The following is a 25998-nucleotide window of genomic DNA, read 5'->3' on the forward strand; positions in this document are numbered from 1 at the left end:
AAAAAGGAGTGATCGACCATATGGCGATAGAAATCAATGTTCAGACTACACCGAATCCGAATTCGATTAAGATCAGTACAAATCAGACCCTTTTTGAAGGTCCGAGAAGCACCTCGTTAAAAAGGGGAGACGCTACAGATCTTCCCCTAGCAGCCGCACTATTGAGCATAGAGGGGATTGATAATATTTTCGGAATCCGGGATTTCGTCACGGTCAGTAAGACGGAGGAAGCGGAGTGGGATACGATTTTACCTCAGGTAGAAGAGGTATTTGAAAAAGTATACGCCTGAGATGTTAGGTATAAGTTGGGGCTGTCCCATAAGTAGAATTCTCTACGAATGAAAACAACTCCTTCTCATTTTAAAACGGTAAAAAACTAGCCAGTCTCCGGGTTATTGGAGACTGGCTAGTTTTTGTTTTCGCTCTGCAGCGGCCTGCTTCAGCAGGTTATGGGCAAGGTAAAGCCGCACGGCGGTTGACGGCGGTATTGACGACACTAACTACGTGTTTGGTCGATCTACACAAGAAATCGCTCCATTTTAAAATGGTAGCTTCGACTCTTCCACCAAAGGGCGATCTCTTTGTGTTGTTCTAAAAATATTGTAGAAACGATTGTCGCGGAGCGTCTGCCTAGAACGCCTACCTGCATCCTACTCTAAAACAAAGGGTGTCCCAGCAGCCGATTGCATGGCTATTGGAACACCTCTTTATTTTTCTTATCATTCGCTTATTAGCTCAAAGCAAGAGTGTTATCTTGCAGATGTACTCGTAGCTCCTGCTGAAGAGTTTGGCTAATGGATGTCATAGGCAGCCTGAGTGTATCCGAAGCGATTGTACCATTTTCGCTGAGAACCCACTTAATAGGGGCGGGATTGGATTCCTTGAACAATAGGCGAATTAGCGGTATAAGCCTGTCAAAGCTTTCTTTAGCCAAATCGAATTGTCCGGAACTGAAGTATTCGTAAACCTGGATGAATTCCGCAGGTTGAACGTTGGCCGAAGCCAGCATGCCCCCGGCAGCTCCGCAGCCAAGCATATCGTAAAAGTGCAGGTCATCACCGCACAATACAGGTTTTGAACCCAGGCGGGACAGTTCGGTGACCAGCTTGGGACTACCGGAGCAGTCTTTTAAGCCAACAACGTTATTCATCTCCAGAATGGTACGGGCAGTATCCACGGTCATGCCGACACCGGCCCGGCCAGGAATATCATAAGCCATAACCGGCACGCCTACCTCGGCCGCCTTGCGGAAGTGTGCGATGATTCCTTCTTGTGAGGGGCGACTATAGTAAGGGACGACTACAAGAACGGCATCCGCCCCGAGATCTGCGGCAAGCTCTGTCCGTGCAACTGTAGACGCTGTATCATTAGTACCTGTACCGACGATCAGGGGAATATTCGTGGATTTCAATAGTTCACGTGAAGCATTTACCAGGAGCTGCAGTTCATTTACAGTTACAGTTGGCGATTCTCCAGTGGTTCCGTTTACGACCAAACCTTGAATGCTGTTGTTAATAATGTTGTTCACATAACGTTGATACGAATCCAAATCAACTTCACCGGCAGCATTGAACGGGGTTACTACGGGCACATAGACTCCATAAATCTGTTGCTCTGTAAGCATAAATATCGGCCTCCAAAATATTTAATTCCTTTTAACCACTTTATCATGGAAACTTGCATCGGTGTTATCTATAATAAATGATATGTATCATCAATACTTTTGATGTTGAGGTGAAATTATGGATTTAACTTATTTACGAACTTTCCGTGAGGTTGCCAAACGCCAAAGCTTTACACGTGCAGCCGAAGAGCTTGGTTACGCGCAGTCAAGTGTTACTATGCAGATACAGAAGATAGAGAAGGAGTACGGGGTTTCTTTAATTGAGAGACATGGCCGCCAGCTGCGCCTTACCCCTCCGGGGGAGGAGCTGTTGAAGCTGTTTGTGGAAATATTAGATTTATATGACCGCTCCAAGGAGACCATCGCACAGCAAATCGGGGGCACTTTAACCATAGGTACGATAGATTCCTTGGCTGCCTTCTACTTGCCGCCTTTTCTGCAGCAGCTTAGAACCCGATTCCCCGGGCTGAATATACACTTGCAGACGGATAAGGAAGCAAACCTTGTTGCCAAAATAAAAGACGGCGAAGTGGATATCGGCCTAATGCTGGACCGCAGCAGCACAGATTCTTTTCTTCACCGGACGATTATCAGGGAGGAGCCGCTGGTATTGATTGCCCCGGCTAATCATCCGCTTGCCAAGCTGGAGACCGTAAAGCTGCAGGATCTTAATAACTGCGAATTTATTGTTTCCGAGGAAAGCTGTATTTACCGGAGCTTATTTGAGAATCTGTTAAAAGAGCATCATATCATCTTCCGAATAGGCTTCGAGCTTTCGAATCTGGAGGCCATCAAACGCTGCGTAATGAACGGGCTTGGACTTGCACTGCTGCCGAGAATTGTTGCCCAGGAGGAAATAGAGCGGGGTTATCTGGCGGAGCTGCCTTTTGTCCATCCCGAGATTCACTTCGATCTGCAGCTTCTGATGCATCCCAAGAAGTGGTTATCCCAACCGCTGCAGCTATTCATTCAGATGCTGATGTCGGATGCAAAGGCTGAAGCTGTTTAACTTTAGCGGAGAAAGCACATAGCCACACAAAAATAACCCGGTGCCATCAGGTACCGGGTTATTTTTTAAAAAGGTGAATTATCTGGCCAACTATCCACCGTCAACGTTCAGAATGTGACCGTTCAGGTAATAGGGTGTTTCACTATCTTGCTATTCCATTCAAAAAAACGTACCAATGACTCTGCTGAAGGTTATACTGTCAGTGGAGGTGATAGTACTGTTAACCGAAGAAAAATGGCAGGCCATTCTTTCAAACGACGCCTCGTATGATGGTGCTTTTTATTACGCTGTAAAGACAACCGGCATTTTCTGCCGGCCCTCCTGCAAATCCAAGGTGCCCAAAAGGGAGAATGTGCGAATCTTTGCTTCGGCACAGCAAGCTTTGGCGGAACATTTCCGTCCATGCAAACGATGCAAGCCCACCGGGGAACGGCTGCCGGATAAGGAATGGGTTGCGGTAATGACAGAGTATATTGACAATAATTATACGGAAGCGTTAACTCTTGAGACCTTGGCTGAAATGTGCCACGGCAGTCCGTATCATTTACACAGGACATTTAGGAAGGTAATGGAAGTTACCCCAACGGATTATATACAGCAAAAAAGAATGGCGAAGGCCTGTGAATATCTGATTCATTCAGACAAGAGGGTGGCGGACATTGCACTGCATGTGGGCATTCCCAATACGCCTTATTTTGTAACGCTGTTCAAGAAAAAAACGGGGTATACACCGACGCAATTCCGTCACCACAACAGGAAACCCGAAAGTAGATTACCTTAATATTAACAAATCCACGGAGGTGCAGAATCATGGAAATTAAAAGAGATATTAAGTTGTTCTGGACTTTGCTTGTTCATAAAGACTGGGAATTTTATATAGCTGCAAGTGAGGCTGGATTATGTTACGTGGGCTCGCAGAACAAACCGTTTAGCGATTTACACGAATGGGCCAAACGCCGTTTTCCCGGGAGCGAATTGGTGAGCGCAGATGATAAAATGCAGCCTTACGTTACCGAATTGACGGAATATTTAGAGGGGGAACGACAGAGTTTTACCATTCCATTTGATTTCCGGGGTACCCCGTTCCAGCTTGCCGTGTGGAATGCCTTGTGCGAGATTCCTTATGGACATACCTGGTCCTATTCAGATATCGCCGCCCATATCCAAAAGCCGGCTTCCGTGCGCGCGGTCGGTGCAGCCATTGGTGCGAATCCAATTTTGATAACAGTGCCCTGCCATCGGGTAATCGGGAAGAACGGAGCACTCACCGGCTACCGCGGCGGCCTGGAGATGAAGATGCAGCTTCTTAATCTCGAACGGGGAAGTTCGTTGGTTAATACCAAGTAAAGACATGCTATAATAAAAAGAAGACATTCTTACTTATTCTTCATCTTAAACTTGTAATGACTTATTTGGAGGAATATCGTGGCAAAAGCAAAGGTAGCAAAACGGCCCACCAGAGATGAATTTGTGCTGGAGGAGATAGGCAATCAATTGACAGAAGCAAAGCAGGAAGACTCTGAGATTTTATTGACCGTATGGGGCAAAGAAGAGCAAGTACGCGGTCGGATTGTGGAAATGGACCCCAGAACCGGCAAGGTGCATATGAGTTACCGCGAAGAGATTATTAAGGTTCCTTTTATGGATATTATGAGAATTGATTATCCCAGAGATTAATAAGAACGGACAAAACCCCAACTTCATCAGAAATTGGGGTTTGTTTTAATAAAGAAATCTCCACAAATAAAAGGTGGCATAGGATTCCCAGTTCGTCCAAGTCGCAGAGAGCTGCAAAATTTCTTCTTTCGTCGGTTTGTTGTCCATGCCAAGCAGAAATTTAATGGAATTATGCAATCCGACATCATCAATGGGAAAAGCCGAAGGGATTCTCAGACAACGCATCAGCACATAGTTTGCCGTCCAGGGGCCTATGCCGCGGATTGCGACCAGCATTCTTTCAGCTTTTTTAAAATCCCCTGCTTGCAGCAGCAGCTCCTTCGACAGCTTTCCTTCGGCAATCAGCCTTGCAACGCCAATGAGGTATTCACATTTCTTGACGGTCATTCGTACGGGCTCCAAGTCCTGAACCGACAAGCGAGCGATATCTTCCGCGGTAGGGAAAATCCAGTAATCTTCTCCTTCGCACACCACATGCCGCCCAAAGTTCTCTACCAGCCGCCTTTTTAAGGTATAGGCAAAAGCAAGATTGATCTGTTGGCCGATAATTCCCCAGCTGATCGCCTCGAATAAATCGGGAATGCCGACATTGCGCAGGCCGTAAAAGGATTCCACCGCTCTTTGCAGCAGCACATCTGTCCCGGCCAGCTCATAAAAGGGTGCCAGATCCGTATCCAAATCCAGCCAATCCCGGACGTAGCTTATTACCGCTGCCCGCGTGGATTCAAGAGAGGGGCAGGTATCGCCTAAAAAGCGAATCAAAATCATGCCAATGCCATCTTCCCCGCTAATCTCAAAGACCGGCGTTTCCTCTCCAACCGCAATGGCTTTATAAATCCGCTGATCTTTGATGTGGTACAGGCACTCGTTCGGGGCATTGGAGAAATATTTAAGATTTTGGGCAAAGCTGAATTCTTCAGGCACTAATATATGATTATCCATAACCATCCTCCATGATTAACACTCCAACTACACACTCTTAGTTGTAACATATAAATCGTTCCCGTACTTTCGTTATCTTGCGGTTATATTAGTCAGCCCTTATAAAAGAGCAGCCAGAAAGGTAGATGTATGATGCAGATTACCAAAACCAATGCCATGCGAATTCTTGATGTCAACAAGATCCCGTATGAAGTCTTATTCTACGACAACGAGGATGGAAAGATCCATGGTACAGCCGTAGCCGAGAAAATTGGCAGAGTTCCCGAAGCTGTCTTCAAAACACTGGTCTCCCATAGCGGATCAAACCTTTATGTGTTTGTTATCCCGGTTGGTGAAGAGCTGGATCTCAAAAAGGCCGCCAGAGCAGCCGGTGAAAAGAGAATCGAAATGCTGCCTGTAAAGGACCTGCAGAAGTGGACAGGTTACGTTCGCGGCGGCTGTTCACCCGTCGGCATGAAGAAGCTTTATCCAACCTTTATTGACAGCAGCGCAGAACCTTTGGACAAGATAGCCGTCAGCGCCGGGAAAATAGGTTTGCAGATGGAGCTTGCACCGGTGCGTCTGGCAGATACGATTGCAGCGAAATTTATGGAGCTGGCCCGTCATGACTCAAATGGTGATAACCCACTTTGAAAAAAGGTGTTAATTTTTTGGGTAATTATTATGAATTTGTGTTATCATTATATGTTATGACGTGAAAGTTAGCTGATTCAAGAATATATGTATTTGAAATTAAGGAGACCCAATGACATTTAAAGAATTAAATATTATACCCCCTATTTTAAAAGCTTTGAGCAAAGAGAACTATACTTCCCCAACACCCATTCAGGAACAATCGATCCCGGCAGTGCTGGCCGGCAGAGATTTACTTGGCTGCGCTCAGACTGGAACAGGGAAGACGGCCGCTTTTGCTGTACCGATTATCCAGCTGTTAAACGAACAGAAAACCGTTCCCAATACGGGGCGCCGTATTCGTTCATTGATTCTAACCCCGACAAGGGAGCTTGCTATTCAGATTTCTGACAACATCAAAGCGTATAGTCAATACACCGATTTGCGTTGTACGGCTATTGTTGGCGGCGTTTCACAAAAAGCGCAGGAGCGGGCGCTGAATCAAGGTGCAGATATCCTGATTGCGACTCCGGGCCGACTCATTGATTTAATGAATCAGAAGCGTATAGATTTGCAATATGTCAAAATATTAGTGCTCGATGAAGCCGACAGAATGCTGGATATGGGCTTTATTCATGATGTGAAGCGGATTATCACCAAGATGCCGAGCAAAAAACAAACCCTTTTCTTCTCCGCGACGATGCCGCCGGAAATCACCAAAATGGTCAAATCACTTCTGGTGAATCCGGTAAAAGTAGAAATTACTCCAGTGTCTTCTACTGCGGACCGGATCCAGCAATCTATTTATTTACTCGAAAATGGAAACAAGCAAAATCAATTGAATCACCTGTTGCAGGATAAATCCATCGCTTCGGCATTGGTGTTTACCCGTACCAAGCGTGGAGCTGACCGCGTAACCCGCGATTTGGCAAAAGTGAACATTTCCGCCCAGGCCATTCACGGAAACAAATCTCAAAATGACCGGCAGAATGCGCTGAATAATTTTAAGAGCGGGGTAACGCGTGTGCTGGTAGCTACGGATATCGCAGCAAGAGGAATTGATATCGATGAACTGTCTCATGTAATCAATTTCAACCTGCCTAATATTCCGGAAACTTATGTTCACCGCATTGGCCGTACCGGTAGAGCAGGACTTAGCGGGACTGCGATCTCCTTTTGCGAAATGGAGGAGCTTCCGTTTCTTAAGGATATTGAGAAATTAATCGGTAAGACGATTCCCGAAGTGAAAGACCATCCCTATCCGATGAAGAGAATAGTTCAGCCTTTTAAGACTGAACCAGCCTCGAAGTCAACTTCAAAACCTGAACAACGTAAACCCAAACCAAAGGCCAACCCGGCGCGGAAGCCCAAGTCGGAGTGGTTTGCAAAGGGTAACAAGACTAGTAAGACAAGCAGATAATATTATATTTACAAAAGAAACCTGCCTCCCCTCACCGGGAGGTTATTTTTGTACGTAGCCGTGGCAATGTTGTAGAAGATATTGTCCGGCTGTTCAGCTCCCGGTACTAACTTTGATTATTGGGTTTAGAAACTAAGAGGCTTTTATTAAGAGAATTAACAGAAGAGGGAGCTGAAGCTATCTTTGGCTATGCGTCGGAAGCGATATCCGCAATGGGGTTTCAAAAGGACGGGGTATCGCATGATACAAAGGTTTATTCTATTTTGAAAAAGTAAAGTAGGGCCTCCTATTGCGGCAGCCCTGTAATAAGTTCTTCCTTTTTGATTGCGGATGGATTGGTTCAGGCCAGATATGCTATAATTTTTAATTATATAGAATGAACTCGAGAATTATTTGATAAAAAGGTGAGAGTAACGAAGGAGAAGTTTGGAACTGTAGGAGCGAAAGCGACCGCCTTTGTCCCCGGATTTCATCCGCGAACAGCGGTAAAATTCAAGAAATCTGGGGACAACAGCGGCCGGAAGTCCAAACATTCTCCGTAGTTACGGGTATACACCCCATAGCATATGTCAAAATCTTTAGTTCAACTTATATAGCAGTATATAAAATTAATATAATGATAAAAGCTTCATAAATAAAGGATGTGTACAGCATGACCAAAGAAAGCCAAAACTCACCGGACTTAAAATCCGGCAAGGGTGCCAAAAATTATGCCAAGTTTTTTGACTTCTCGGATGCCAAAGTAATTTCCGAAGAAGAAGGTAAGACCACTTACCGGATTAAAGGCAGAAATGTTCAAATTAATAGCCAGCCGGATTATAAAGAGGGCAAGCGGCGCGGCAAGGAAGACATAGAGGTTCATTATGATTTTGTCATACCCGAGGATATGCAGAGCTTCGGAGTGGATAAGTTTTACCACATTACAACGTACGGCTGTCAGATGAATGAGCATGACACGGAAACTATGAAAGGTCTGCTCGAGCAAATGGGCTACCGCAGCGTGGAGGACCGGAATCAGGCGGATATTATTTTGCTTAATACCTGTGCCATTCGTGAGAACGCTGAAGATAAGGTGTTCGGAGAACTGGGTCACCTCAAGCATCTGAAGATAGAGAAGCCCGGACTTCTGCTTGGAGTCTGCGGATGTATGTCTCAGGAGGAAGGCGTAGTCAACCGGATTATGTCGAAGCACGGGTTCGTTGATATGATTTTCGGTACGCACAATATTCACCGTCTGCCGCACCTTATAAAGGAAGCTATGTTCAGCAAGGAACTGGTGATAGAGGTTTGGTCCAAGGAAGGCGACATTATCGAGAACCTGCCGAAGAAACGGGAGGGAATGCGCGCTTGGGTAAATATCATGTACGGCTGCGATAAATTCTGTACGTATTGTATTGTTCCCTTTACCAGAGGCAAGGAGCGCAGCCGCCGTCCGGAGGACGTCATTGCGGAGGTGCGGGATTTGGCCCGTCAGGGCTTCAAGGAAGTAACGCTGCTAGGGCAAAATGTAAATGCATACGGCAAGGATTTTACCGATATTTCCTATACGTTCGGCGATTTAATGGATGACATGCGTCTGATTGACATTCCGCGCATCCGCTTTATGACCTCCCATCCCCGCGATTTTGACGACCGTCTGATTGAGGTTCTGGGCAAAGGCGGTAACCTGACCGAGCATATCCACCTGCCGGTACAATCCGGAAGCACGGAAGTTCTTAAGAAAATGAGCCGCAAATACACACGTGAACGCTACTTGGAGCTTGTCGGCAAAATTAAGTCCGTGGTTAAGAATCCGGTTCTCACAACAGACATTATTGTAGGCTTCCCTGGTGAAACCGAAGAGCAGTTCGAAGAAACATTGTCTTTGGTACGTGAGGTTGGTTTTGATATGGCCTATACGTTCATCTATTCCCCGCGTGAGGGTACGCCAGCAGCCGGGATGGAGGATAATGTTCCGATGGAGGTCAAGAGCGCACGCCTGCAGCGGCTGAATGATCTCATTAAAGAGAACAGCCGGATCAGTAATGACCGTATGCTCGGTGAAGTGGTAGAGGTACTGGTGGAAGGCGAGAGCAAGAATAACACGGATATGTTATCCGGCCGTTCACGCAGCAACAAGCTGGTTCATTTCGAGGGTCCTAAGGAACTGATCGGAACCTTCGTACAGGTTAGAATAACCGACACCAAAACCTGGTACATCAAAGGCGATTGCGTTGAGGAAGCTGCAGTAGTCATTTAAATCATATCGGAATGGGGCGATTCTTATGGCACTGGAAGAAGAACGTTTGAATAATTATGGAATGCCGACCTACAACACCCGTGATTTAATCGTACGAGAGGACATTATGGGCAAAGCCAAAGAGCTTGCATCACTCATATCCACCAGCGAAGAGGTACAACATTTCCAGCAGGCCGAACAGAAGATTCAGGCGCATGAACGGGTGCAGGGACTGATAGCGACGATCAAGAAGAAGCAGAAAGAGATCGTTGCCTTCGAAAGCTTTAAGAATAAAGAAATGGTGGCTAAGATCGAGCGTGAGATCGATGAGCTTCAGGATGAGATTGACAGTATTCCTCTCGTCACTGAATTTCAGCAAAGCCAGAGCGATATCAACTACCTGCTGCAGCTCGTCATTTCCGTGATCAGAGACACCGTCTCCGAAAAAATAAATGTAGAGGCCGGCACGGAAGCACCTCCTTCCACATGCGGCGATTAATTTCAAACGGTAGGGGCGGATGACAATCCGTCCCTTTATTTTTGCGGAAAGCGGGGATTATGTAACTGTGTGGAACAAGGATGTTGATTTTCGAAGTTCAGGTTTGGTACATTTAAAGGTACGATAGCAAAAATCAGCTGCGGCAAAGGATGGATTAAAAGTGAGCGACAACGGGGAACAAACCTATAACGCCAAAAAGTACCGCACACCGGACGGTGTTCCGGCCGACATTGTCATGTTTACATTGACCAAGCGCGAACGGAAGACGGTCACGAAGACACTTCCCCTGCGCGAATTAAAGGTAATGCTGATCCGACGGAAGAAATGGCCTTATGCAGGAATGTGGGCGTTGCCGGGGGGCTTCTGCCAGGAGGATGAGTCCATTTACGACGCTGCCACACGGGAATTGAAAGAGGAGACGGGTGTGGACGGCGGCCATCTGGAGTATCTCGGAGTCTACAGCACCCCCGGGCGCGATCCGCGCGGATGGATTATCAGTCATGCTTTCTTCGCATTGGTGGAGGAGTGGATGCTGGAGCACAGACAGGCTTCCGATGATGCGGGAGAGGTAGGCTTATTCAGTCTGCAGGAGGCGCTGGAAGAGCTGGAGCTGGCTTTTGACCATCATGATATTATTACGGACGCTTATTTGCGCATTCAGCAGCAGATGCTGCAAACGACGATTGCGAGACAATTTCTGCCCCGGCACTTCACGTTAAGCGAGCTGTATCAGGTGATTCAGACGGTGGTTCCCGACTTTAAGGAGCCTAATTTTATCCGCAAAATCACTTCAACACGCAGCCGTCAAGGGATATTGCAGGAAGTAAGGGATGAGGCCGGGAATACGCTCAGCTCCAATCAATATTCTCAGCGGCCTGCGCAGCTGTACATGTTCACCGATCACGAACCGCTGTTGTCCATCTATACGTAACACCGGTAAATCGAGGAGGTCATTTTTGTGAGAGCTTTGATCGTAATTGATTATACGAATGATTTTGTGGACGGAAGCCTGCCGGTGGGGCAGCCCGGAATAGACATTGAAGCTAGAGTCTGCGAATTGACAGAACAGTTTGCAGATAACAACGATTACGTGGTAATGGCTGTAGATTTACACGATGAGAAGGATGTCTTCCATCCGGAGAGTAAGCTGTTTCCACCCCATAACCTGCGCGGCAGTTTAGGACGGGAGCTATACGGAAATCTTAAGATGGTATTTGAAGACAATAGCGACTCTATTTACTGGATGGACAAAACCCGTTACAGCGCCTTCTGCGGCACGGATCTTGAGCTTAGGCTAAGGGAGCGGGGAATAACAGAACTGCACCTTATCGGGGTGTGCACGGATATTTGCGTACTGCATACTGCGGTAGATGCATATAATAAAGGCTTCTCAATCATCGTACATGAAGATGCCGTGGCCAGCTTTAACCAGGATGGACATACATGGGCGCTTGGGCATTTCCGTGGCAGCCTGGGTGCAAAAGTGGTTACTGGCGATTAAAAGTCAGCTATGGGCATGCAGATACAGCAGTTATAGGAGATGAGGACTTGAAAAGAGAGCTTGCTCTACATACAGATAAATATCAGATCAACATGATGTATGCTCACTGGGTCAACGGAAGCCATAAACGGAAAGCTGTATTCGAAGCTTATTTCCGCAAGCTGCCTTTTGGCAATGGTTTTGCAGTGTTTGCGGGACTTGAGCGTATTGCCGGTTATATTGAAAGTCTGCGCTTTACCGAGGAAGATATCCGCTATTTGTCGGAGCAGGAGGAGAATTACGCACCTGCTTTTTTGGAGGAGCTGCTGCAGTTTCATTTCCAAGGCACTCTACACTCTATGAAAGAGGGAGCCTTGGTGTTTCCGGATGAACCGTTAATCCGCGTGGAAGGCACGATTATGGAAGCGCAGCTCGTGGAGACGGCTATTCTGAACTTTATGAATTACCAGACGCTGATTGCGACCAAGGCTTCCCGGATTAAGCAGGTGGCTGGTGACGACATCCTGCTGGAGTTCGGCACCCGGCGCGCGCAGGAGGCGGATGCAGCGGTGTGGGGTGCGCGTGCGGCTTATATTGGCGGATTCGACGCCACCTCCAACATGCTGGCCGGTAAATTATTCGGTATTCCTACCAAAGGTACACATGCGCATTCCTGGGTACAGAGCTTTGCCAGCGAGCAGGAGGCCTTCGATGCTTATGCTCGAGTAATGCCGGACGGAGTAACCCTGCTTGTAGATACCTTTGACACCCTGCGCAGCGGCGTGCCTAATGCCATACATACAGCGAAGAAACTCGAAGCACAAGGCAAGCGGATGAACGGGATTCGTCTGGATAGCGGTGACCTGGCTTACTTATCCATTCAGGCCCGGAAAATGCTCGATGAGGCGGGTCTGCAATATGTCAAAATTGTCGCTTCCAATGATCTTGACGAGAATACAATCATGAACTTGAAGTCGCAGGGAGCAGCTATAGACACCTGGGGGGTGGGGACACAGCTGATAACAGCCTCCGACCAGCCTTCTCTGGGCGGGGTATATAAGCTGGTAGAAATTGAGTCTTCGACGGGTGAGATGGTTCCTACAATCAAAATTTCCTCCAACCCGGAGAAGGTATCCACTCCCGGCAAAAAGGATGTCTTCCGCATCATTGGCAGCAAAGGCAAGGCTTTGGCTGATTACCTCAGCTTTCCGGAAGAGGATGCCCCGCGCAACGGCAGCAGGATAAAGCTGTTCAATCCGCTGCATCCCTATTTGCAAAAGCATGTGGACCGCTACGAGGCCTTGCCAATGCTGGAGCCGATCTATGTGAACGGCTTCCGGACGTATACGTTGCCGGATCTGAACGAAATTCGCCGTTATCACCAGGAGCAACTGGACCTGTTCTGGCCGGAATATTTGCGCAAGCTGAATCCAGAGGTGTACAGGGTGAACCTGAGCCAGCAGGTATGGATCCGCAAGCAGCAATTGATTGAAGAGCATATGCAGCCTGATTTTGAATAAGGGTTTATATAGATATCATCTAAAAGAGGCGTTCTCCTTTATCGGGGAACGTCTCTTTTGTGTGATATTTATCATGATAAATGTGATAAATTTAACATCTTAATTTTTAATTTTATTGCTAAATGAAGTTAAAGAATTAAGCAATAAAGTAAGCGGGTACGCGAAATGCACACAGAATGTACACAAAATGTTGCTATTATGGGAGCTAAGCTGCTATTAGGGTAACGCGACTCTGTAGTGTATAAAGAAATAATTAGAAATCAATAAATTATTGTGATTCGCAAAGTGCCTAAAATGCAAGATTTGTCACTTCGCGTCCCGCAGAATCACGTTACAATCGTTGAAAAAGTCAAAAGGATGTTATTCTAGTTGACACTACGAAAGGGGCTATGTCGGTGATACAGTTGCCAAAAGTGAACGATCTCGGCTTTTTTGAGATTCGTCTGGAATCAATAGGAGGTCTGGGTGCGAACCTGGCCGGTAAAATGCTCGCGGAAGCGGGAGTTGTCGGTGCCGGGATGAATGGGGTAAGCTTCTCATCCTATGGTTCGGAGAAGAAGGGCTCAGCCGTTAAGGCACACATTCGTTTTTGTGATTTGAACACGCATATCCGCGATACTTCACCGGTCGAACGTCCTCACGTGGTAGGCGTATTTCATGAAGCGCTGGCGAAGACGGTCAATGTAACCAGCGGAATTTATGATCATAGTACGGTGCTGGTCAACTCGGCCAAGTCACCTGAAGAATTGAAAGAGTCTATGAAGATGCTGGCCGGCACCGTTGCTGTGGTCGACGCCACCAGTATTGCATTAGATGAGAAAAACCGTGTAAATATGGCTATGCTGGGTGCCTTGTTCCGGATGTGTGATTTCCTGGACCCGGAGATTATGAAGGGCGTTATTGAGAAATCATTGGGTAAAAAATACCCGCAGGCCGTACAATCGGCCTTGACCACGTTCGATCGTGGATATAAAGAAGTGAAATTCATGCATTTCCCGCTGCCTGAAGGTGCGTCTATGCCTGAATTCGTTCGCTCCGATATCTCGGCACTTGGATATGAAACTCAGCCAATGGGTGGAACCATCATCAATCCGGGCAGCAGCTTTTTGAAGAACCTCAGTATTTCCCGCTCCGGTCTTCTGCCTCACTTTAAAGGAGAAGATTGTATTCATTGTGCGCAGTGCGACACGGTATGTCCTGATCTGTGCTTTGTCTGGGATGAGCAGCCTGATAAGAAGGGCCGTCCGCAAATGTTCCTGCAGGGGATTGATTATCAATACTGCAAAGGCTGTCTGAAATGCGTCGAAGCCTGTCCTACGACCGCCCTTTCAAGCGAACGTGAGGAAGAAGGCTATGCGGAAAGCCACACAGTACGGCATATTTTTGATTTGATTACTCAAGCTTAATTCGAAGGAAAGGTGGAACACATATGGCTATCGATTATGAAAAAGAAGTAGGCTCTGCCAAGGTGGAGCAGAAATTTTTATATGAATCCGGCAATGAAATGGCGGCCTACGCGGCCCATCAGATCAATTATCATGTAATGGGTTATTTTCCAATCTCGCCTTCGACAGAGGTCGCCCAATTTCTCGATACAATGAAAGCGAACGGACAGCATGATATTATGCTGATTCCTTCGGACGGCGAGCACAGCTCTGCCGGTATTTGTTACGGTGCATCTACGGCGGGTGGACGAGTATTCAATGCCACCAGCGCCCAAGGCTATATGTTCATGCTGGAGCAAATGCCTGTACAGGCAGGTACACGTATGCCGATGGTTATGAACCTGATCTGCCGCTCGATCTCGGGTCCTCTTAATATTCATGGCGACCACTCGGATCTTTATTTCGCCCTGAATACAGGCTGGCCCATCCTGATGTGCCGTGATCCACAATCTGTTTATGATATGAACCTGATGGCACTCAAGCTGGCTGAGCATGCCAAAGTCCGGCTGCCGGTCATGGTCGCTTCTGACGGATATTTCACTTCCCATCAAAAACGGCGGGTACAGGCTTTTGCGCACCGTGCAGATGTTCATAAATTTGTGGGTGAGCAGCCGCCAACCGGCTTTACCGATACTCTTGACCGCAATAATCCTGTGACCGTCGGTCCTTACATGAACGAGCCGGATTATATCAATAACCGGTATCAACAATCGGTAGCGATGTACAATGCCGGAGAGGTTTTTGAAGAGATTGCCAAGGAATTCGGTGAACTGACCGGACGCCATTATCCGATGATTGAGCAGTATCGTATGGAAGATGCCGAAGTAGCTGTATTCCTGATGAACTCCGCTTCCGAGATCATTAAAGATGTAGTGGACCAGCTTCGCCTGCAAGGAATTAAGGCGGGTGCGATTTCTCCCAACATGATCCGTCCTTTCCCGCAAAAGCAAATCGCTGAAGCACTGAAGAATGTTAAAGCCATTACTGTTGGGGATCGTGCAGATTCCGTCGGCGGACATGGCGGCAATATGGTTAATGAAATTAAGGCTGCGCTGTTTACCTACGGCAACACGACAACGAAAGTAATCAGCCGTATTTATGGACTGGGCGGCAAGGATTTCTATGCGGAGGACGGCCACAGCTTCTTCCAATTAGCCATTGATGCTGTCGCTGCAGACCGTGTGGACGTGCCTTTCGATTACTACGGCCACAATCCGGGAACTCCGGACAAAGCGCCGCAGCGCCTTTTGAAACCGATGAATTTTGATTCACTCAAGACTGGCCTTATCACTGTTAAGCAGGACGAAGCTACAGGCAAGCTGAGCGTGAAGATTCCTCCGCTGCGGAACCTGACGAAAAAGCCTAAGCGTCTTGCACCAGGCCATGGTGCGTGTCCGGGCTGCGGTATTTTCTCGGGACTGGAAACCTTTTTCAAAGGGATTGAGGGAGACATCGTAGCCTTGTACCACACAGGTTGTGCAATGGTTACAACGACTGGATATCCGTACTCATCCCATAAATCAACGTTTATTCATAACCTGTTCCAGAACGGTGCAGCTACACTTTCCGGTGTGGTGGAAATGTTCTGGGAACGCAAACGCCGGGGAGAGCTCGACGGCCTTGGACTTCAAGAAGATTTTACATTTGTAATGGTTACCGGCGACGGCGGTATGGACATTGGTATGGGTCCCGCTATCGGTGCTGCGCTGCGCGGCCACAAAATGATCATTATAGAGTATGATAACGAAGGTTATATGAACACCGGTGCACAGCAGTCGTATTCCACACCGCTCGGACACCGCACTTCCACATCCAGCATCGGCAAGAAGCAGCAGGGTAAAGTGACCCAGCATAAGGATACCGCGCAAATTATGGCAGCTACGAATATTCCTTATGTATTCACAGGCTCCGAGGCTTACCCGCAGGATCTGGTGAAGAAAGCGGCTAAAGCACAGTGGTATGCGCAGAATGAAGGCCTTGTATACGGCAAAATTCTAATCGCTTGCCCGTTGAACTGGATGTCCGACGACAAGGAAGGCACCAACATTGTATCGCTTGCCGTGAATTCCTGCTTCTTCCCACTGTATGAGGTAGAGCACGGAACAACGACGATTACCTACAATCCAGAGGATAAGGACAATCGCATCGAGCTTTCGGCTTGGCTCAAAACAATGGGTAAAACCCGCCATTTGATGAAGCCGGAGAATGAGCCAGCCCTGCGCAGCTTCGAGGAAGAGGTACAGCGCCGCTGGAATCGTCTGAAAGCCAAACACGAGCATCCGGATCTGTAAGTAACGTAAGAAAACAGCCCTTTACGCTATATAACGGTAAAAAGAAGCCAGTCTCCGGTTATTCATCATTGGAGACTGGCTTCTTTCTGTTTTCGGCTTCAAGCAGCAGTCGTCATTTCGAATAATCTCACTGATGCTATAGCCGTTAAAAATCGCTCCTAAAATAAATTCCAGTTTCCTTTTACCCGGGCATGCTTTTCCGCCAGAACAAGAATATAGCGGGTGCAGATAACTAGTGCAATGTTGACTGCGATTAGAAGTTCGTTGTGTAATTGCACTCTATACATTTATTTCGCCTACAAAGAGCTTCTGCCGGGCTTTAGTTGTAGTGAGTACAACTAAAATCCGGCGGAACGGGGTTTACAGCCTCATTATGAAGATATAATTGCGCAATGTGCAATTATACTACGCCATCCAGTAAAATGGTCAGTTTTAGTTGTACGGAATACACTTAGACCAACATATACAAGACTACTACTTCATTGGAGTAATGGCCGTCCTAGGCGTCATGGCCCGACTTAGGAGTAATGGCCCGACTTTACCCGCAACAGTCAAGACCCTTTATAGATTTCGCGCATCACATGGCGCAGTTCGGGAATGATGATCCTGCTCATCGCCAGCCTCACGGCTCCCGTTGAACCGGGCATGGAAAAGATCGCTGTGTTTCCGATGGTACCGGCGATTGCGCGGCTAAGGATGGCGGCGGAGCCGATATCCTCAGTAAAGCTGAGGTAACGAAAAATCTCACCAAATCCAGGGAGTGATTTATCGAGCAGGGAAGCAACGGCTTCATACGTCGTATCCCGGGGAGAGATGCCTGTGCCGCCGGTTAGCAGAACAGCCTCGATTCCGGTCTGGACGGAGCTTTTATAGACCAGCTCACGGATCTCTTCATAATCGTCTTTTACTAGGGTACGGCCTGCAATGGTGTAACCGGCTTCTTCGAGCAGGGACTGGACAAGGTCTCCTCCGGTGTCGGTTTCAGGGGTGCGGGTATCGGAAACGGTAATAATGTAGCAGGAAACGGATTGCGGCGCTTCCCGGCGATGCTCTTCGACAGATGACATCTGGACCAGCTCCTTCGGAGGGGTTTTGGACTACTGTATGTCCCCATGATAGGCTAAGGATTATATAATGACAAGTTATACGGAGTTAGCAGACAGGTCTGCCGTTTGCAGTAAGGTTGCACAGCATGTCTTGTTGTAGTACACTCGCTAGCATAAACCTTATTTTGGGAGAGATGAAGCATGGAACAGGTTGTACCTGTATACATATTGTCGGGATTTTTGGGAAGCGGCAAAACCACCCTGCTGCAGCGTTTGCTGAGTGATTGGCAGGATCAGGGGCTGCGTCCGGCAGTCGTTATGAATGAGCTGGGCGAGGTGAATTTGGACGGAATGCTCGTCGAACAAACGGTGCCGATGGCGGAGCTCCTTGGCGGTTGCATCTGCTGTTCCAGCCGCGGCGACTTGAGCACTGAACTGGCAACCCTTGTGAAAAAAGAGTCGCCGGATGTCGTGATTATTGAAGCGACAGGCGCGGCGAATCCGCTCGAAATCGTAGATGGAGTAACGGAAACATCACTTTATCTCAAAGTCGAGCTGAAAAGCCTGATTACCATCGTCGATGCCGCCCATCTTTTGGAGCTGCACCGGTCTCAGCAAGGCGCCACTTACAGACTTATGCAGGAGCAGATCCGCTGCGCTTCCGTGCTTATTTTGAACAAGACAGACCGGGTAACCGCAGAAGAAGCGGAAGAGGTTTCCGGAGTGCTGCGGAAGTGGAATGCTTATGCGACGATAATGCCTGCAGTGCGCTGTGAAGTAGAGCCGGAGGAAGTCCTCGGGAACACAGGCGGGATTTTATATGAGGGCAAGCAAGATTCAGAGAAGGATAATAGCCCAATACATGGCTCACACGATCATGTGATGGCGTATACTCATTATTTTAAACGGCCGGTTGACAGCCTCGAATTTGAGGAGTTCGTCAAGGAACTTCCGCGGGATGTATACAGAGCAAAAGGGATTTTAACGTTCAGCGACACTTCGAGCCGTTTTCTTTTCCAGTATGCTTATCGTGAAGCGGATTATATGAAAATTACTCCCCAAGGCGAGGTACCTGACGTAGCTGTTTTTATTGGTGAACACTTCTCGTCCAGTGAGCTGCGGAATAAGCTGCTGCATTTGGAGAAGCGGAACTTGGTCAGACCGGGCACTGTAAAAAGAAGCTTATAAGGGGTCATCAAGAAACTTTGGCTAGGCGGATTCACTATTTTGGACAATGGATACGGTTAATGTGTTTGGTTCGTTATCACACTTGCAGGTTAATACAAGACATACCCAATAAAAAAGCAGGAGGTTAAAGGCTATGACCCCGATTCAATATCAGGAGTGCATTGAAGCTTGCATCAAGTGTATGAACGCCTGTAATTACAGCTATGTCTCAAGCCTGAAAGAGTACGACCTTGCGTTATTGAGGGATATGATTAGAATGGACCGTGAATGTGCTGATATTTGCGGCTTCGCTGTAGAGGCGATGACCCGTCAAAGCCCGTTTGTTGCCGAAATTTGCCGTTTGTGTGCTGAGATCTGTGAAGCCTGTGCCAAGGTGAGTAGCCAGAATGTACATATTCAATGTCAGGACTGCATTGAAGCATGCCGCAACTGTGCAGAGGCTTGCCGCCAGATTAGTGAAGCTGTTGCCGTGTACGCATAAAGTGGCTGAGGTCATATAGAAATACCGGACCAGACTTCTGCAGTAGTTATTACTGCACAGGGCTGGTCTTGTTTTTTTGCAGATCGATAAAAATATCTCCGGTAAAAGGGAAGTCCTGGGGTTCCGGCGAATAAAAAGGGGGTAGAAGGGGGAGAAGGAACGTTGAAGGCTATAACAGAAGAACGACCAATAATCGAACTGGAGCGAGTCGCGAAAATATACAGCGGCACAGCGGTGCTGCAAGAAGTTTCAATGGTTATAGAGAAGGGGAAGGCTACGGCTCTCGTCGGCCGCAACGGTTCCGGTAAAAGCACACTGCTGTCCATTCTTGGCGGGCTTGATTCAGGCGTCTGAGGGCCGGGTGATCTATGGGGATAAAAGAGCGGCGATTGGCTATGCTCCCGAGGTTTTTCCACCGTTGAAATTCACACCGGATGAGTTTTTACAGAGCATTGGATGTCTTAACAGGATTGCTCCGGCAGAAATAGACCACCGAATAGCGGAACTGCTTGCCTTTTTTCGTCTGGAGAGTTTCCGTTCCAAGTCCATGGTGAGCTTCTCCAAAGGAATGCTGCAAAAGGTGAATCTTATGCAAAGCATGCTGGCTCAGCCACCCTTGCTGCTTCTGGATGAGCCGATGTCTGGTCTCGATTCTCCTGCACAGGATACCCTGGTCCAATTAGTGCTTGAGCTGAAGCGGAAGGGGACAGCCATTATATTCTCGGTTCATGAACCGCAATGGATAGAGGCCATGGCTGACGATGTGCATGTGCTTCAGGCTGGGCGGACCGTACGGACTATACAACAATCAGAGCTGCTGGGCTCAATCACATCCCATATTGCGTTTATGGGTATTGAACAGCATACATATATGCAAATGCAGGCTATGCCGGGATTCCTTTCCGCAAATGCTCCTATGGAGCAACAGACCCGTGATTGTGCAGCTATAACTGTTCAGTCATCTTCCTGTGATTCATTTCTGCGGGCTATACTGGATGCAGGTGGTTCAGTTCGTTCAGTAGAGCGGCGCGGGGGCTTGTCTGGCCTGGACTTATGGATGAGCCCCATGGACAGCTTCAATAAGGAGGAGGCAATTTGATGATGCCTTTGATCTCCTATTTACTGAAAAGCTATACCCGATCACAGCGTTATTTTGCCCCTTTAGCAGGTGTTGTTATTGCGGTTTTGGTGCTGTATTCTTATAGGCCTAACCCGGTTATGAACAGCTATGCCGCATCGGCTGTGATTTTATTTATTGGCTGTGCCTCCTTGGGACTTAGTTTTCTGAATCATGAACATCCCGTGCAGAGGCAGTTGGCTATAGTCCACCTTAGAAGTGCTAGAAGGTATAGTATGGGTGGAATCCTAGCCTTAGGAATTTTAACTTTACTTTTTGATGTAATAATTGTTATGTACCCGGTGATCACAGGACAATTCTCGGAACCTGCGGGTATTTACCGGATTATACTGGCATTGATTGGACATGCACTGCTTGGTATGCTGGGAGTATCTTTATCTTTAATGCTGCAATCGTCTTGGGTACCGAAACGTAATCATTCTACCGGACTTATCCTGGGGATTCTCATCCTGTCCATAGGAGGGACCCAAATAAGTGGTCTGTTAACCGGACCGCTCCTTCCCTTGCGTCTGCTCCTGCCGCCGGTTGCTCCAGTTATGAATGCCCTGATGGATGGAGACACACTGCCGGTTTCCAGTATGCTGTCGTCTTTTGTCCATGTATTATTATACATAGCTCTGTTAATGTCAGTTTACTTGTATAAATCGGGATATAAGGATTATGCCAGGACTTAAAATACAAAATAATCTCAGTGGGAGGAAAGATGAAGGACACACAATTACCGGAGAGTGAGCATTCTAAAGAGTTATTCGCGTATTTCGGACTGGCTGTCTACTATGGTCAGGCGCTGGAACAGCAGCTTGCCAACCTGCTGCTGCTAACCAAGCTGTCACAGGGAAAGACGGCGTCGGAAGCCGATCTGGCTGATTTGTACCAGCGTAAACTCGGAAATTCACTCGGCCAGCTCATCAAAGAAATCCAGCATCATTTTCCTTTCTCTGAGGAGGAAACGGCACAATTGCAGGAAGTCTGGAAGCAGCGCAACTACATTGTGCACGATTATTTCAAGGAGCGCATACAAGATACCTTCACCCCGGCGGGGAGAGCCCTTATCATCCGGGAGCTGAAAAGATTCAAGAACAAAGCCAGCAGATTGGAGATCAAATTACAGGGCTACTGCACAGAAATGTATACCAAGCTGGGCCTGGAGGGTGCTGAAGAAGGGGTTCCTGAATGTAGCGATAAACAGCGCGTCCCGTCAGCTATACATGCTGCCCAATTTGAGCGGGATTCGGCATGCTGGAACAAACGCAAAAAATAAAAGGAGTGGTTAGTGTGGCCGAAATATTCAAACAGACACCCTTATACAGATATCTTATGTTCTGCAATGAAACGGAGATGGAAAGAACCGTCCTGGACTGCGGTGCCGGAGGGGACACCGGAGCGTTTATATTAGGAAAACAAACTGCCTGTAAAAATGCGGTTCCTCTAAACCGCGTTTGAATGGGTATTGACTTCGATGTATTCAGCTACTCGGCGGTACTCATTGGCAAATTTCAGTTTAACGCTGATATTGCCGTTTTCGTACACCTTGATTTGCTCCACAAGCTCAATCAAAATATCTCTTGTCAGTTTGTCGATGTTTTCATACTTCCTAAAGGTTTCTAAGAATGGGTTTTCCGTATCAATCCCATTTTCAAGCTCTGACTTTTCTTCGTGCAGGTTGCTGATAACCTCGTTGATAGCCTCAATTTGCCGCTCGTAATCTTCCTGCATGTGGCGGTAATCCTTGTGGGTAATTTCGCCGTCTTTCTAATCCTGATAAATGCTTTGCTTGTAGCGCGTTATCTTGGAAAGCTCTTTTTCCTTTGCCGCTATCAAGTCATTCAGGCGTATGGATTGGCTTTTCTGTAAGGGAGCGGTGTTAATACGCGAAACAATTTCGGAAAATGCTACCGCAAGATAAACTTGTTCCTTGATCGCATACAACACACCTTGTTCAAGGTGATTGTGCCTAATCGTATGTTTTGTACAAGCTGTTTTGGATTGGTCTTTATAGGTGCGGCAATAGTAATATACATTTCCTCCGACCTTGCTTCGTGTCATAGCCTTGCCACAATCAGCGCAACGGAGAAAGCCGCTAAACAGGTACAGATTTTTTTGATTTGGCGCGGTTCGGGTGTCCTTTCTTAAAAGCTCCTGTACTTTGGCAAAATCTTCTCGGCTGATAATAGGTTCGTGCGTATTTTCTACAATGAACCATTCCTATTCCGGGACTGTTTCCTGCACATGGATTTTATAGCTTTTAATGCGGTAACGGCCTTGCACCATATCACCAACATAAATACGGTTTTTCAGAATGTTGCCAATACTTACCGCGCACCACAACGGATTACCGTCCTCGGCGTTAGGATTTTTATATTTCATGCCCTTGCTTTTCTTGTAAGCCGCCGGGCATAAAATACCGCTGTCATTGAGTTTGCGTACAATCGCATTTTTACGCATACCTTCTAAAAACCAAGCAAAAATGCTTTTTACATGCTCTGCCGCTTCCTCGTCTATGACAAGGGCGTTTTTATCATTCCTCCATTTCGATTTTTTATGGGATAGTGAATCGAAATGGAGGCGGCGGTGAACGACACCGGGGCTGGACTTCGGGCCAAGTTGGACCGAAGTGGTATTGAGACTTGTCCAAAAAGAAAGCGGTCAAAAAAGAGCGCAAAAAAACACCTTTGCGGGGAAACACCCGAAAGATGTCGAATAAAAAATGAGCGGAGTAACCGCTCATTTTTTGTTGTATTTTTTTGAAGATACATATAATTAAGATTTCTGCTACATCTGGCCGCTACGATAAGGTGGCGGCCAGATGTAGCAGACAGAAAGGGGTTTGGCGCATAAAAGACCCTCCAATCGCATTACTGCCATTGGAAGGCCCTTAAAAGCGCGCATTTAGTTACCTACCAATACCTATGGTTTTGGCAGTTAAACTACTTTAAACTATCGGCCGATAGTATTTGGATAGTGGCTAATTAAGCGTAAAATCGTATTCTGTCCTTATCTGTAGGGATTCCGTTATACACTTTTCGCCATTCACCGTCTTTGAATGATTCATACTGCTCAAAAGCGCAAGGCAGCCCCTTTGCTAAAAGCATGTCACTACTATCCATGAGCTGAAAATGCAAATGTGGAGAAAATGAATTACCCGAATGCCCGACTTTGCCTAAAACATCACCTTTTTTCACGCTTTGTCCAACCGAAACCCTAATTGAACCTTTTTGAAGATGGACTAATCCGGCATATACATCGTTACTACATTTCATAATGATGTAGTTGCCAGCAACGGATTGTATATTGTCTTTCCTTGGGTTAAAGGCATAGGCGCTCTTTACAGCAACAAACAAATCCGAAAGTAAATGCGCTCTGGCTCTTTCCTTATAACCATCTTCGGCTTCAACAATTACCCCGTCGCAAGGCGCATGTACTTCTTGCCCCCAACAATAACACTTGTTTAAGGGAACGCCCAAAAGGAGATATTGTAACCAGTGAACACGATAACTGGGCCAACCTTTTCTTTCCCAATCTACTTGTAAAAAATCGTAAGCATATCGTGTCCCTAACTGATCTGTTCCGTGGCTTGGAATCTTTTTGCCCGGCGTATTGGGAGCCAACCATTCTCCCCTTAAAGGAAACTCAACTATTATAGGTTTATATATTTCTTTCATTCCATACCTCCGCAACTTCTAATGATATCCTCGACTTTAACATTAGGATTGCGATATCTTGTACGTCCGATTGTATTTCTGCCATACTCAATAGCTTCGCAAGGACACCAGTGAATACAAGCAAGGCATTGTTCGCATGTATGCTGCCAACATGGACGCTGATTTTCAATTTTAATATTATTCACAGGGCATACTTTAGCACACAAACCGCAACCTACACACTTGTCGGTAGCTGTAAATTTTTCATCCAATTTATGCGCGTTTTTATATAAGAAACGGTGATTGATTATTTCGCTCCATAGTTTTGCTTTTTGTTTGACAGGTTGAAGCTCACAGTTAAAAATAGCTTTCGCTATTCTTTTTGTTCTAATAGAAGCATCTGTAATCAGCCTTTCCACTTCGGTTAGATTGGGAGAATTATGAGAAATAATATAATTCCCCGGCATTTTAATCTCGTCTGCAAAAGATAAGCGAACACCTTTGGAGATAAGGATATCGTCCATCATTCCTAACGAATTTGAGCGTGTGCCTCCAGAATCAGCAATCGCAAAGCAATAGGTATTAGGAGATATAGCAAGTTTTTCAACAAAGCCTTTAACTAATCTTGGCAGCCCATTAAAGTAAACGGGAAATATAAAACCTATGGATTCACCTAAACCACCAACAGGTTTATTTGGTATGCATGTGGCCATTGACTGAATAACACAGTTTTCTAATTCTTCTTCTATATTACGGGCAATTTGCAGCGAATTCCCTGTGGCGGAAAAATAAAAAATCTTAATACCCATGCAAGCCTACTCCTTTCTTGATTTATTTATAGAAAATTTTCCTAAGTTCTTCAAAATACCCATCGAGTTTTGCAATGATACTCACATAGTCAACCTCCGAGGCTTTTGAATTGCGGATATCGTCCAGTATTTGATTCGTAAAGCCAATATTTGACCAAAAGATGAATTGTTTGCACTTTTCTATGTCCAGACCTTCCCTGAATTTGGATTCATCTATCATGTCAAATATTTGAATGTAGCATGATGATTGTTTCTTCTGAGTCCTTTCTTCAAGTTCTTTATTGACTTCATCAGAATGAGTAGTGGTAGAAAGTTTATTGAACTCAAAAATCCAAGGATATCTTTTTAGCAATTCAATCTGGAGAAGATATGATTGACGCAATCTATGAAAAATATCTTTTTCGCTGAAATTCATTAACTCGAAATATTCTTTGTCCATGAGATCAGTAAAATAGTCGTATGTAAACAGAAAAAGATCTTTCTTACTATTTACATAATGGAACATCAACGCTTTTGAAATTCCAGCTTCTTTTGCAATTATATTTGTTGACGCATCATCGAATCCTCTCGTGGCAAACTCCTTTAATGCCGCATTCAAAATAGCGTCGCGCCTTTGAGGTTCTAAATCCAGTAATTTTGTAGGCATATTCGTTACTCCTTTATATTAAACGCTTCTCATTTACCTATTAGGTCAATATCATTATATCGCCGTTTACCTAAAAGGTCAATAAGCGAAATTTAATCCTAAATTCACGTTATTTCAAGAATTCGCTAAACGGCAAGCAATGTGACTGTGGCCACAGTCACGAATTTTTTATAATTTGCCCTCCGGTCAAATCATAAAAAATTGCTTGTTGGGGAGCCTCCCCAAACCCTGCCACTTCGGGCCAACTTGGCCCGAAGTCAGCGCGTTGCGCTCTTTGTTGCGTCATGTCGCTATCGCTCCATTTCCTTGTTC

28 protein-coding genes and 1 pseudogene are annotated in these 25998 nt (G+C 46.5%); 20 read left to right on the forward strand and 9 right to left on the reverse strand.

Going from position 1 to position 25998, the window contains the following annotated elements; translation table 11 throughout:
* The first annotated feature begins 20 nt into the window (after positions 1-20).
* Entirely contained in the window at positions 21-290 is a 270-nt protein-coding gene (locus PaeBR_RS12365) for a NifU N-terminal domain-containing protein (protein WP_410510901.1), read from the forward strand.
* A 440-nt stretch (positions 291-730) separates the two neighbouring features.
* Here PaeBR_RS12365 and dapA read toward each other — a convergent pair whose 3' ends face one another.
* Entirely contained in the window at positions 731-1624 is an 894-nt protein-coding gene (gene dapA, locus PaeBR_RS12370; RefSeq protein ID WP_410510902.1) for a 4-hydroxy-tetrahydrodipicolinate synthase, read from the reverse strand.
* Between the two features lie 118 nt (positions 1625-1742).
* On the opposite strand from dapA, the gene PaeBR_RS12375 reads away from it, so the two are divergent.
* The 4 genes from PaeBR_RS12375 to PaeBR_RS12390 all read left to right on the forward strand — a co-directional run bounded on the left by PaeBR_RS12375 (position 1743) and on the right by PaeBR_RS12390 (position 4310).
* Positions 1743-2633, forward strand: coding sequence for a LysR family transcriptional regulator (locus PaeBR_RS12375; protein WP_410510903.1), 891 nt, complete (start codon positions 1743-1745; stop codon positions 2631-2633).
* A 202-nt stretch (positions 2634-2835) separates the two neighbouring features.
* Complete coding sequence (locus PaeBR_RS12380; RefSeq protein WP_410510904.1) at positions 2836-3414, forward strand: bifunctional transcriptional activator/DNA repair enzyme AdaA; 579 nt, start codon at positions 2836-2838, stop codon at positions 3412-3414.
* 29 nt (positions 3415-3443) lie between these two features.
* Positions 3444-3980 (forward strand): methylated-DNA--[protein]-cysteine S-methyltransferase, encoded by a 537-nt coding sequence (locus PaeBR_RS12385; RefSeq protein WP_410510905.1) that lies wholly within the window; start codon positions 3444-3446, stop codon positions 3978-3980.
* A gap of 78 nt (positions 3981-4058) precedes the next feature.
* Entirely contained in the window at positions 4059-4310 is a 252-nt protein-coding gene (locus PaeBR_RS12390; protein WP_410510906.1) for a YolD-like family protein, read from the forward strand.
* Between the two features lie 45 nt (positions 4311-4355).
* Here PaeBR_RS12390 and PaeBR_RS12395 read toward each other — a convergent pair whose 3' ends face one another.
* Entirely contained in the window at positions 4356-5252 is an 897-nt protein-coding gene (locus PaeBR_RS12395; RefSeq protein WP_410510907.1) for a DNA-3-methyladenine glycosylase family protein, read from the reverse strand.
* A 132-nt stretch (positions 5253-5384) separates the two neighbouring features.
* Here PaeBR_RS12395 and ybaK point away from each other — a divergent pair, with 132 nt between their 5' ends.
* The 9 genes from ybaK (at position 5385) to PaeBR_RS12440 (ending at position 16737) form a co-directional block, all read left to right on the forward strand.
* A complete protein-coding gene (gene ybaK / locus PaeBR_RS12400) occupies positions 5385-5885 on the forward strand; it encodes a Cys-tRNA(Pro) deacylase (protein ID WP_410510908.1) in 501 nt (166 codons plus the stop codon).
* A gap of 112 nt (positions 5886-5997) precedes the next feature.
* Positions 5998-7284, forward strand: coding sequence for a DEAD/DEAH box helicase (locus PaeBR_RS12405; RefSeq protein ID WP_410510909.1), 1287 nt, complete (start codon positions 5998-6000; stop codon positions 7282-7284).
* A 652-nt stretch (positions 7285-7936) separates the two neighbouring features.
* The gene (gene miaB / locus PaeBR_RS12410) at positions 7937-9523 is read left to right on the forward strand and encodes a tRNA (N6-isopentenyl adenosine(37)-C2)-methylthiotransferase MiaB (protein WP_410510910.1); all 1587 of its coding nucleotides are present in this window, start codon (positions 7937-7939) and stop codon (positions 9521-9523) included.
* Between the two features lie 25 nt (positions 9524-9548).
* Positions 9549-10001, forward strand: a complete 453-nt coding sequence (locus PaeBR_RS12415) for a RicAFT regulatory complex protein RicA family protein (protein WP_410510911.1) — start codon at positions 9549-9551, stop codon at positions 9999-10001.
* A 160-nt stretch (positions 10002-10161) separates the two neighbouring features.
* A complete protein-coding gene (locus PaeBR_RS12420) occupies positions 10162-10932 on the forward strand; it encodes an NUDIX domain-containing protein (protein WP_410510912.1) in 771 nt (256 codons plus the stop codon).
* A 27-nt stretch (positions 10933-10959) separates the two neighbouring features.
* Positions 10960-11502 carry a cysteine hydrolase family protein gene (locus tag PaeBR_RS12425; protein WP_410510913.1) on the forward strand — a complete coding sequence of 181 codons (543 nt, stop codon included), beginning with the start codon at positions 10960-10962 and terminating at the stop codon, positions 11500-11502.
* A 47-nt stretch (positions 11503-11549) separates the two neighbouring features.
* The gene (locus tag PaeBR_RS12430) at positions 11550-13001 is read left to right on the forward strand and encodes a nicotinate phosphoribosyltransferase (protein ID WP_410510914.1); all 1452 of its coding nucleotides are present in this window, start codon (positions 11550-11552) and stop codon (positions 12999-13001) included.
* Between the two features lie 395 nt (positions 13002-13396).
* Entirely contained in the window at positions 13397-14407 is a 1011-nt protein-coding gene (locus PaeBR_RS12435) for a 2-oxoacid:acceptor oxidoreductase family protein (RefSeq protein ID WP_410510915.1), read from the forward strand.
* A 23-nt stretch (positions 14408-14430) separates the two neighbouring features.
* Entirely contained in the window at positions 14431-16737 is a 2307-nt protein-coding gene (locus PaeBR_RS12440; RefSeq protein WP_410510916.1) for a thiamine pyrophosphate-dependent enzyme, read from the forward strand.
* 551 nt (positions 16738-17288) lie between these two features.
* Here PaeBR_RS12440 and PaeBR_RS12445 read toward each other — a convergent pair.
* Positions 17289-17804, reverse strand: a complete 516-nt coding sequence (locus PaeBR_RS12445; RefSeq protein ID WP_410510917.1) for a molybdenum cofactor biosynthesis protein B — start codon at positions 17802-17804, stop codon at positions 17289-17291.
* A 180-nt stretch (positions 17805-17984) separates the two neighbouring features.
* Between PaeBR_RS12445 and PaeBR_RS12450 the strand changes: the two genes are divergently transcribed.
* The 6 genes from PaeBR_RS12450 (at position 17985) to PaeBR_RS12475 (ending at position 21851) form a co-directional block, all read left to right on the forward strand.
* Entirely contained in the window at positions 17985-18971 is a 987-nt protein-coding gene (locus PaeBR_RS12450) for a CobW family GTP-binding protein (protein ID WP_410510918.1), read from the forward strand.
* 133 nt (positions 18972-19104) lie between these two features.
* Positions 19105-19452: a four-helix bundle copper-binding protein gene (locus PaeBR_RS12455; RefSeq protein WP_410510919.1), complete on the forward strand. Its 348-nt coding sequence runs from the start codon at positions 19105-19107 to the stop codon at positions 19450-19452.
* Positions 19453-19614: 162 nt separating this feature from the next.
* Entirely contained in the window at positions 19615-19806 is a 192-nt protein-coding gene (locus tag PaeBR_RS12460) for an ATP-binding cassette domain-containing protein (protein WP_410510920.1), read from the forward strand.
* Complete coding sequence (locus PaeBR_RS12465; protein WP_410510921.1) at positions 19781-20551, forward strand: ATP-binding cassette domain-containing protein; 771 nt, start codon at positions 19781-19783, stop codon at positions 20549-20551. The genes PaeBR_RS12460 and PaeBR_RS12465 overlap by 26 nt, the downstream gene beginning before the upstream one ends.
* Positions 20551-21264: a hypothetical protein gene (locus tag PaeBR_RS12470; protein WP_410510922.1), complete on the forward strand. Its 714-nt coding sequence runs from the start codon at positions 20551-20553 to the stop codon at positions 21262-21264. Before PaeBR_RS12465 ends, PaeBR_RS12470 begins: the two co-directional genes overlap by 1 nt.
* A 29-nt stretch (positions 21265-21293) precedes the next feature.
* The gene (locus PaeBR_RS12475) at positions 21294-21851 is read left to right on the forward strand and encodes a hypothetical protein (RefSeq protein WP_410510923.1); all 558 of its coding nucleotides are present in this window, start codon (positions 21294-21296) and stop codon (positions 21849-21851) included.
* Between the two features lie 167 nt (positions 21852-22018).
* Here PaeBR_RS12475 and PaeBR_RS12480 read toward each other — a convergent pair whose 3' ends face one another.
* The 6 genes and pseudogenes from PaeBR_RS12480 to PaeBR_RS12505 form a co-directional block, all read right to left on the reverse strand.
* Complete coding sequence (locus PaeBR_RS12480) at positions 22019-22306, reverse strand: DUF4368 domain-containing protein (protein WP_410510924.1); 288 nt, start codon at positions 22304-22306, stop codon at positions 22019-22021.
* A 36-nt stretch (positions 22307-22342) separates the two neighbouring features.
* The gene (locus PaeBR_RS12485) at positions 22343-22684 is read right to left on the reverse strand and encodes a zinc ribbon domain-containing protein (protein ID WP_410515164.1); all 342 of its coding nucleotides are present in this window, start codon (positions 22682-22684) and stop codon (positions 22343-22345) included.
* Between the two features lie 42 nt (positions 22685-22726).
* Positions 22727-23092, reverse strand: a pseudogene (locus tag PaeBR_RS12490) (recombinase family protein); the annotation flags it as partial.
* A gap of 467 nt (positions 23093-23559) precedes the next feature.
* Positions 23560-24252, reverse strand: a complete 693-nt coding sequence (locus PaeBR_RS12495) for a M23 family metallopeptidase (protein WP_410510925.1) — start codon at positions 24250-24252, stop codon at positions 23560-23562.
* Positions 24249-25040, reverse strand: coding sequence for an EFR1 family ferrodoxin (locus tag PaeBR_RS12500; RefSeq protein ID WP_410510926.1), 792 nt, complete (start codon positions 25038-25040; stop codon positions 24249-24251). Before PaeBR_RS12500 ends, PaeBR_RS12495 begins: the two co-directional genes overlap by 4 nt.
* 22 nt (positions 25041-25062) lie before the next feature.
* On the reverse strand, positions 25063-25686 hold the full coding sequence (locus tag PaeBR_RS12505) for a TetR/AcrR family transcriptional regulator (RefSeq protein WP_410510927.1): 624 nt from the start codon (positions 25684-25686) through the stop codon (positions 25063-25065).
* Positions 25687-25998 lie beyond the last annotated feature (312 nt).

Source organism: Paenibacillus sp. BR2-3 (genome assembly GCF_046529485.1).
Lineage (GTDB): Bacteria > Bacillota > Bacilli > Paenibacillales > Paenibacillaceae > Paenibacillus_AQ.

Excerpts from the sequence above, each read along its gene's own strand:
- PaeBR_RS12495 (WP_410510925.1), bottom strand. The coding sequence starts at position 24,252 with ATGAAAGAAATATATAAACCTATAATAGTTGAGTTTCCTTTAAGGGGA.
- PaeBR_RS12475 (WP_410510923.1), top strand. The coding sequence starts at position 21,294 with ATGAAGGACACACAATTACCGGAGAGTGAGCATTCTAAAGAGTTATTC.
- PaeBR_RS12455 (WP_410510919.1), top strand. The coding sequence starts at position 19,105 with ATGACCCCGATTCAATATCAGGAGTGCATTGAAGCTTGCATCAAGTGT.
- miaB (WP_410510910.1), top strand. The coding sequence starts at position 7,937 with ATGACCAAAGAAAGCCAAAACTCACCGGACTTAAAATCCGGCAAGGGT.
- PaeBR_RS12365 (WP_410510901.1), top strand. The coding sequence starts at position 21 with ATGGCGATAGAAATCAATGTTCAGACTACACCGAATCCGAATTCGATT.
- dapA (WP_410510902.1), bottom strand. The coding sequence starts at position 1,624 with ATGCTTACAGAGCAACAGATTTATGGAGTCTATGTGCCCGTAGTAACC.
- PaeBR_RS12505 (WP_410510927.1), bottom strand. The coding sequence starts at position 25,686 with ATGCCTACAAAATTACTGGATTTAGAACCTCAAAGGCGCGACGCTATT.
- PaeBR_RS12440 (WP_410510916.1), top strand. The coding sequence starts at position 14,431 with ATGGCTATCGATTATGAAAAAGAAGTAGGCTCTGCCAAGGTGGAGCAG.
- PaeBR_RS12500 (WP_410510926.1), bottom strand. The coding sequence starts at position 25,040 with ATGGGTATTAAGATTTTTTATTTTTCCGCCACAGGGAATTCGCTGCAA.
- PaeBR_RS12375 (WP_410510903.1), top strand. The coding sequence starts at position 1,743 with ATGGATTTAACTTATTTACGAACTTTCCGTGAGGTTGCCAAACGCCAA.
- PaeBR_RS12450 (WP_410510918.1), top strand. The coding sequence starts at position 17,985 with ATGGAACAGGTTGTACCTGTATACATATTGTCGGGATTTTTGGGAAGC.
- PaeBR_RS12385 (WP_410510905.1), top strand. The coding sequence starts at position 3,444 with ATGGAAATTAAAAGAGATATTAAGTTGTTCTGGACTTTGCTTGTTCAT.
- PaeBR_RS12415 (WP_410510911.1), top strand. The coding sequence starts at position 9,549 with ATGGCACTGGAAGAAGAACGTTTGAATAATTATGGAATGCCGACCTAC.
- PaeBR_RS12470 (WP_410510922.1), top strand. The coding sequence starts at position 20,551 with ATGATGCCTTTGATCTCCTATTTACTGAAAAGCTATACCCGATCACAG.
- ybaK (WP_410510908.1), top strand. The coding sequence starts at position 5,385 with ATGCAGATTACCAAAACCAATGCCATGCGAATTCTTGATGTCAACAAG.
- PaeBR_RS12480 (WP_410510924.1), bottom strand. The coding sequence starts at position 22,306 with ATGCAGGAAGATTACGAGCGGCAAATTGAGGCTATCAACGAGGTTATC.
- PaeBR_RS12395 (WP_410510907.1), bottom strand. The coding sequence starts at position 5,252 with ATGGATAATCATATATTAGTGCCTGAAGAATTCAGCTTTGCCCAAAAT.
- PaeBR_RS12405 (WP_410510909.1), top strand. The coding sequence starts at position 5,998 with ATGACATTTAAAGAATTAAATATTATACCCCCTATTTTAAAAGCTTTG.
- PaeBR_RS12445 (WP_410510917.1), bottom strand. The coding sequence starts at position 17,804 with ATGTCATCTGTCGAAGAGCATCGCCGGGAAGCGCCGCAATCCGTTTCC.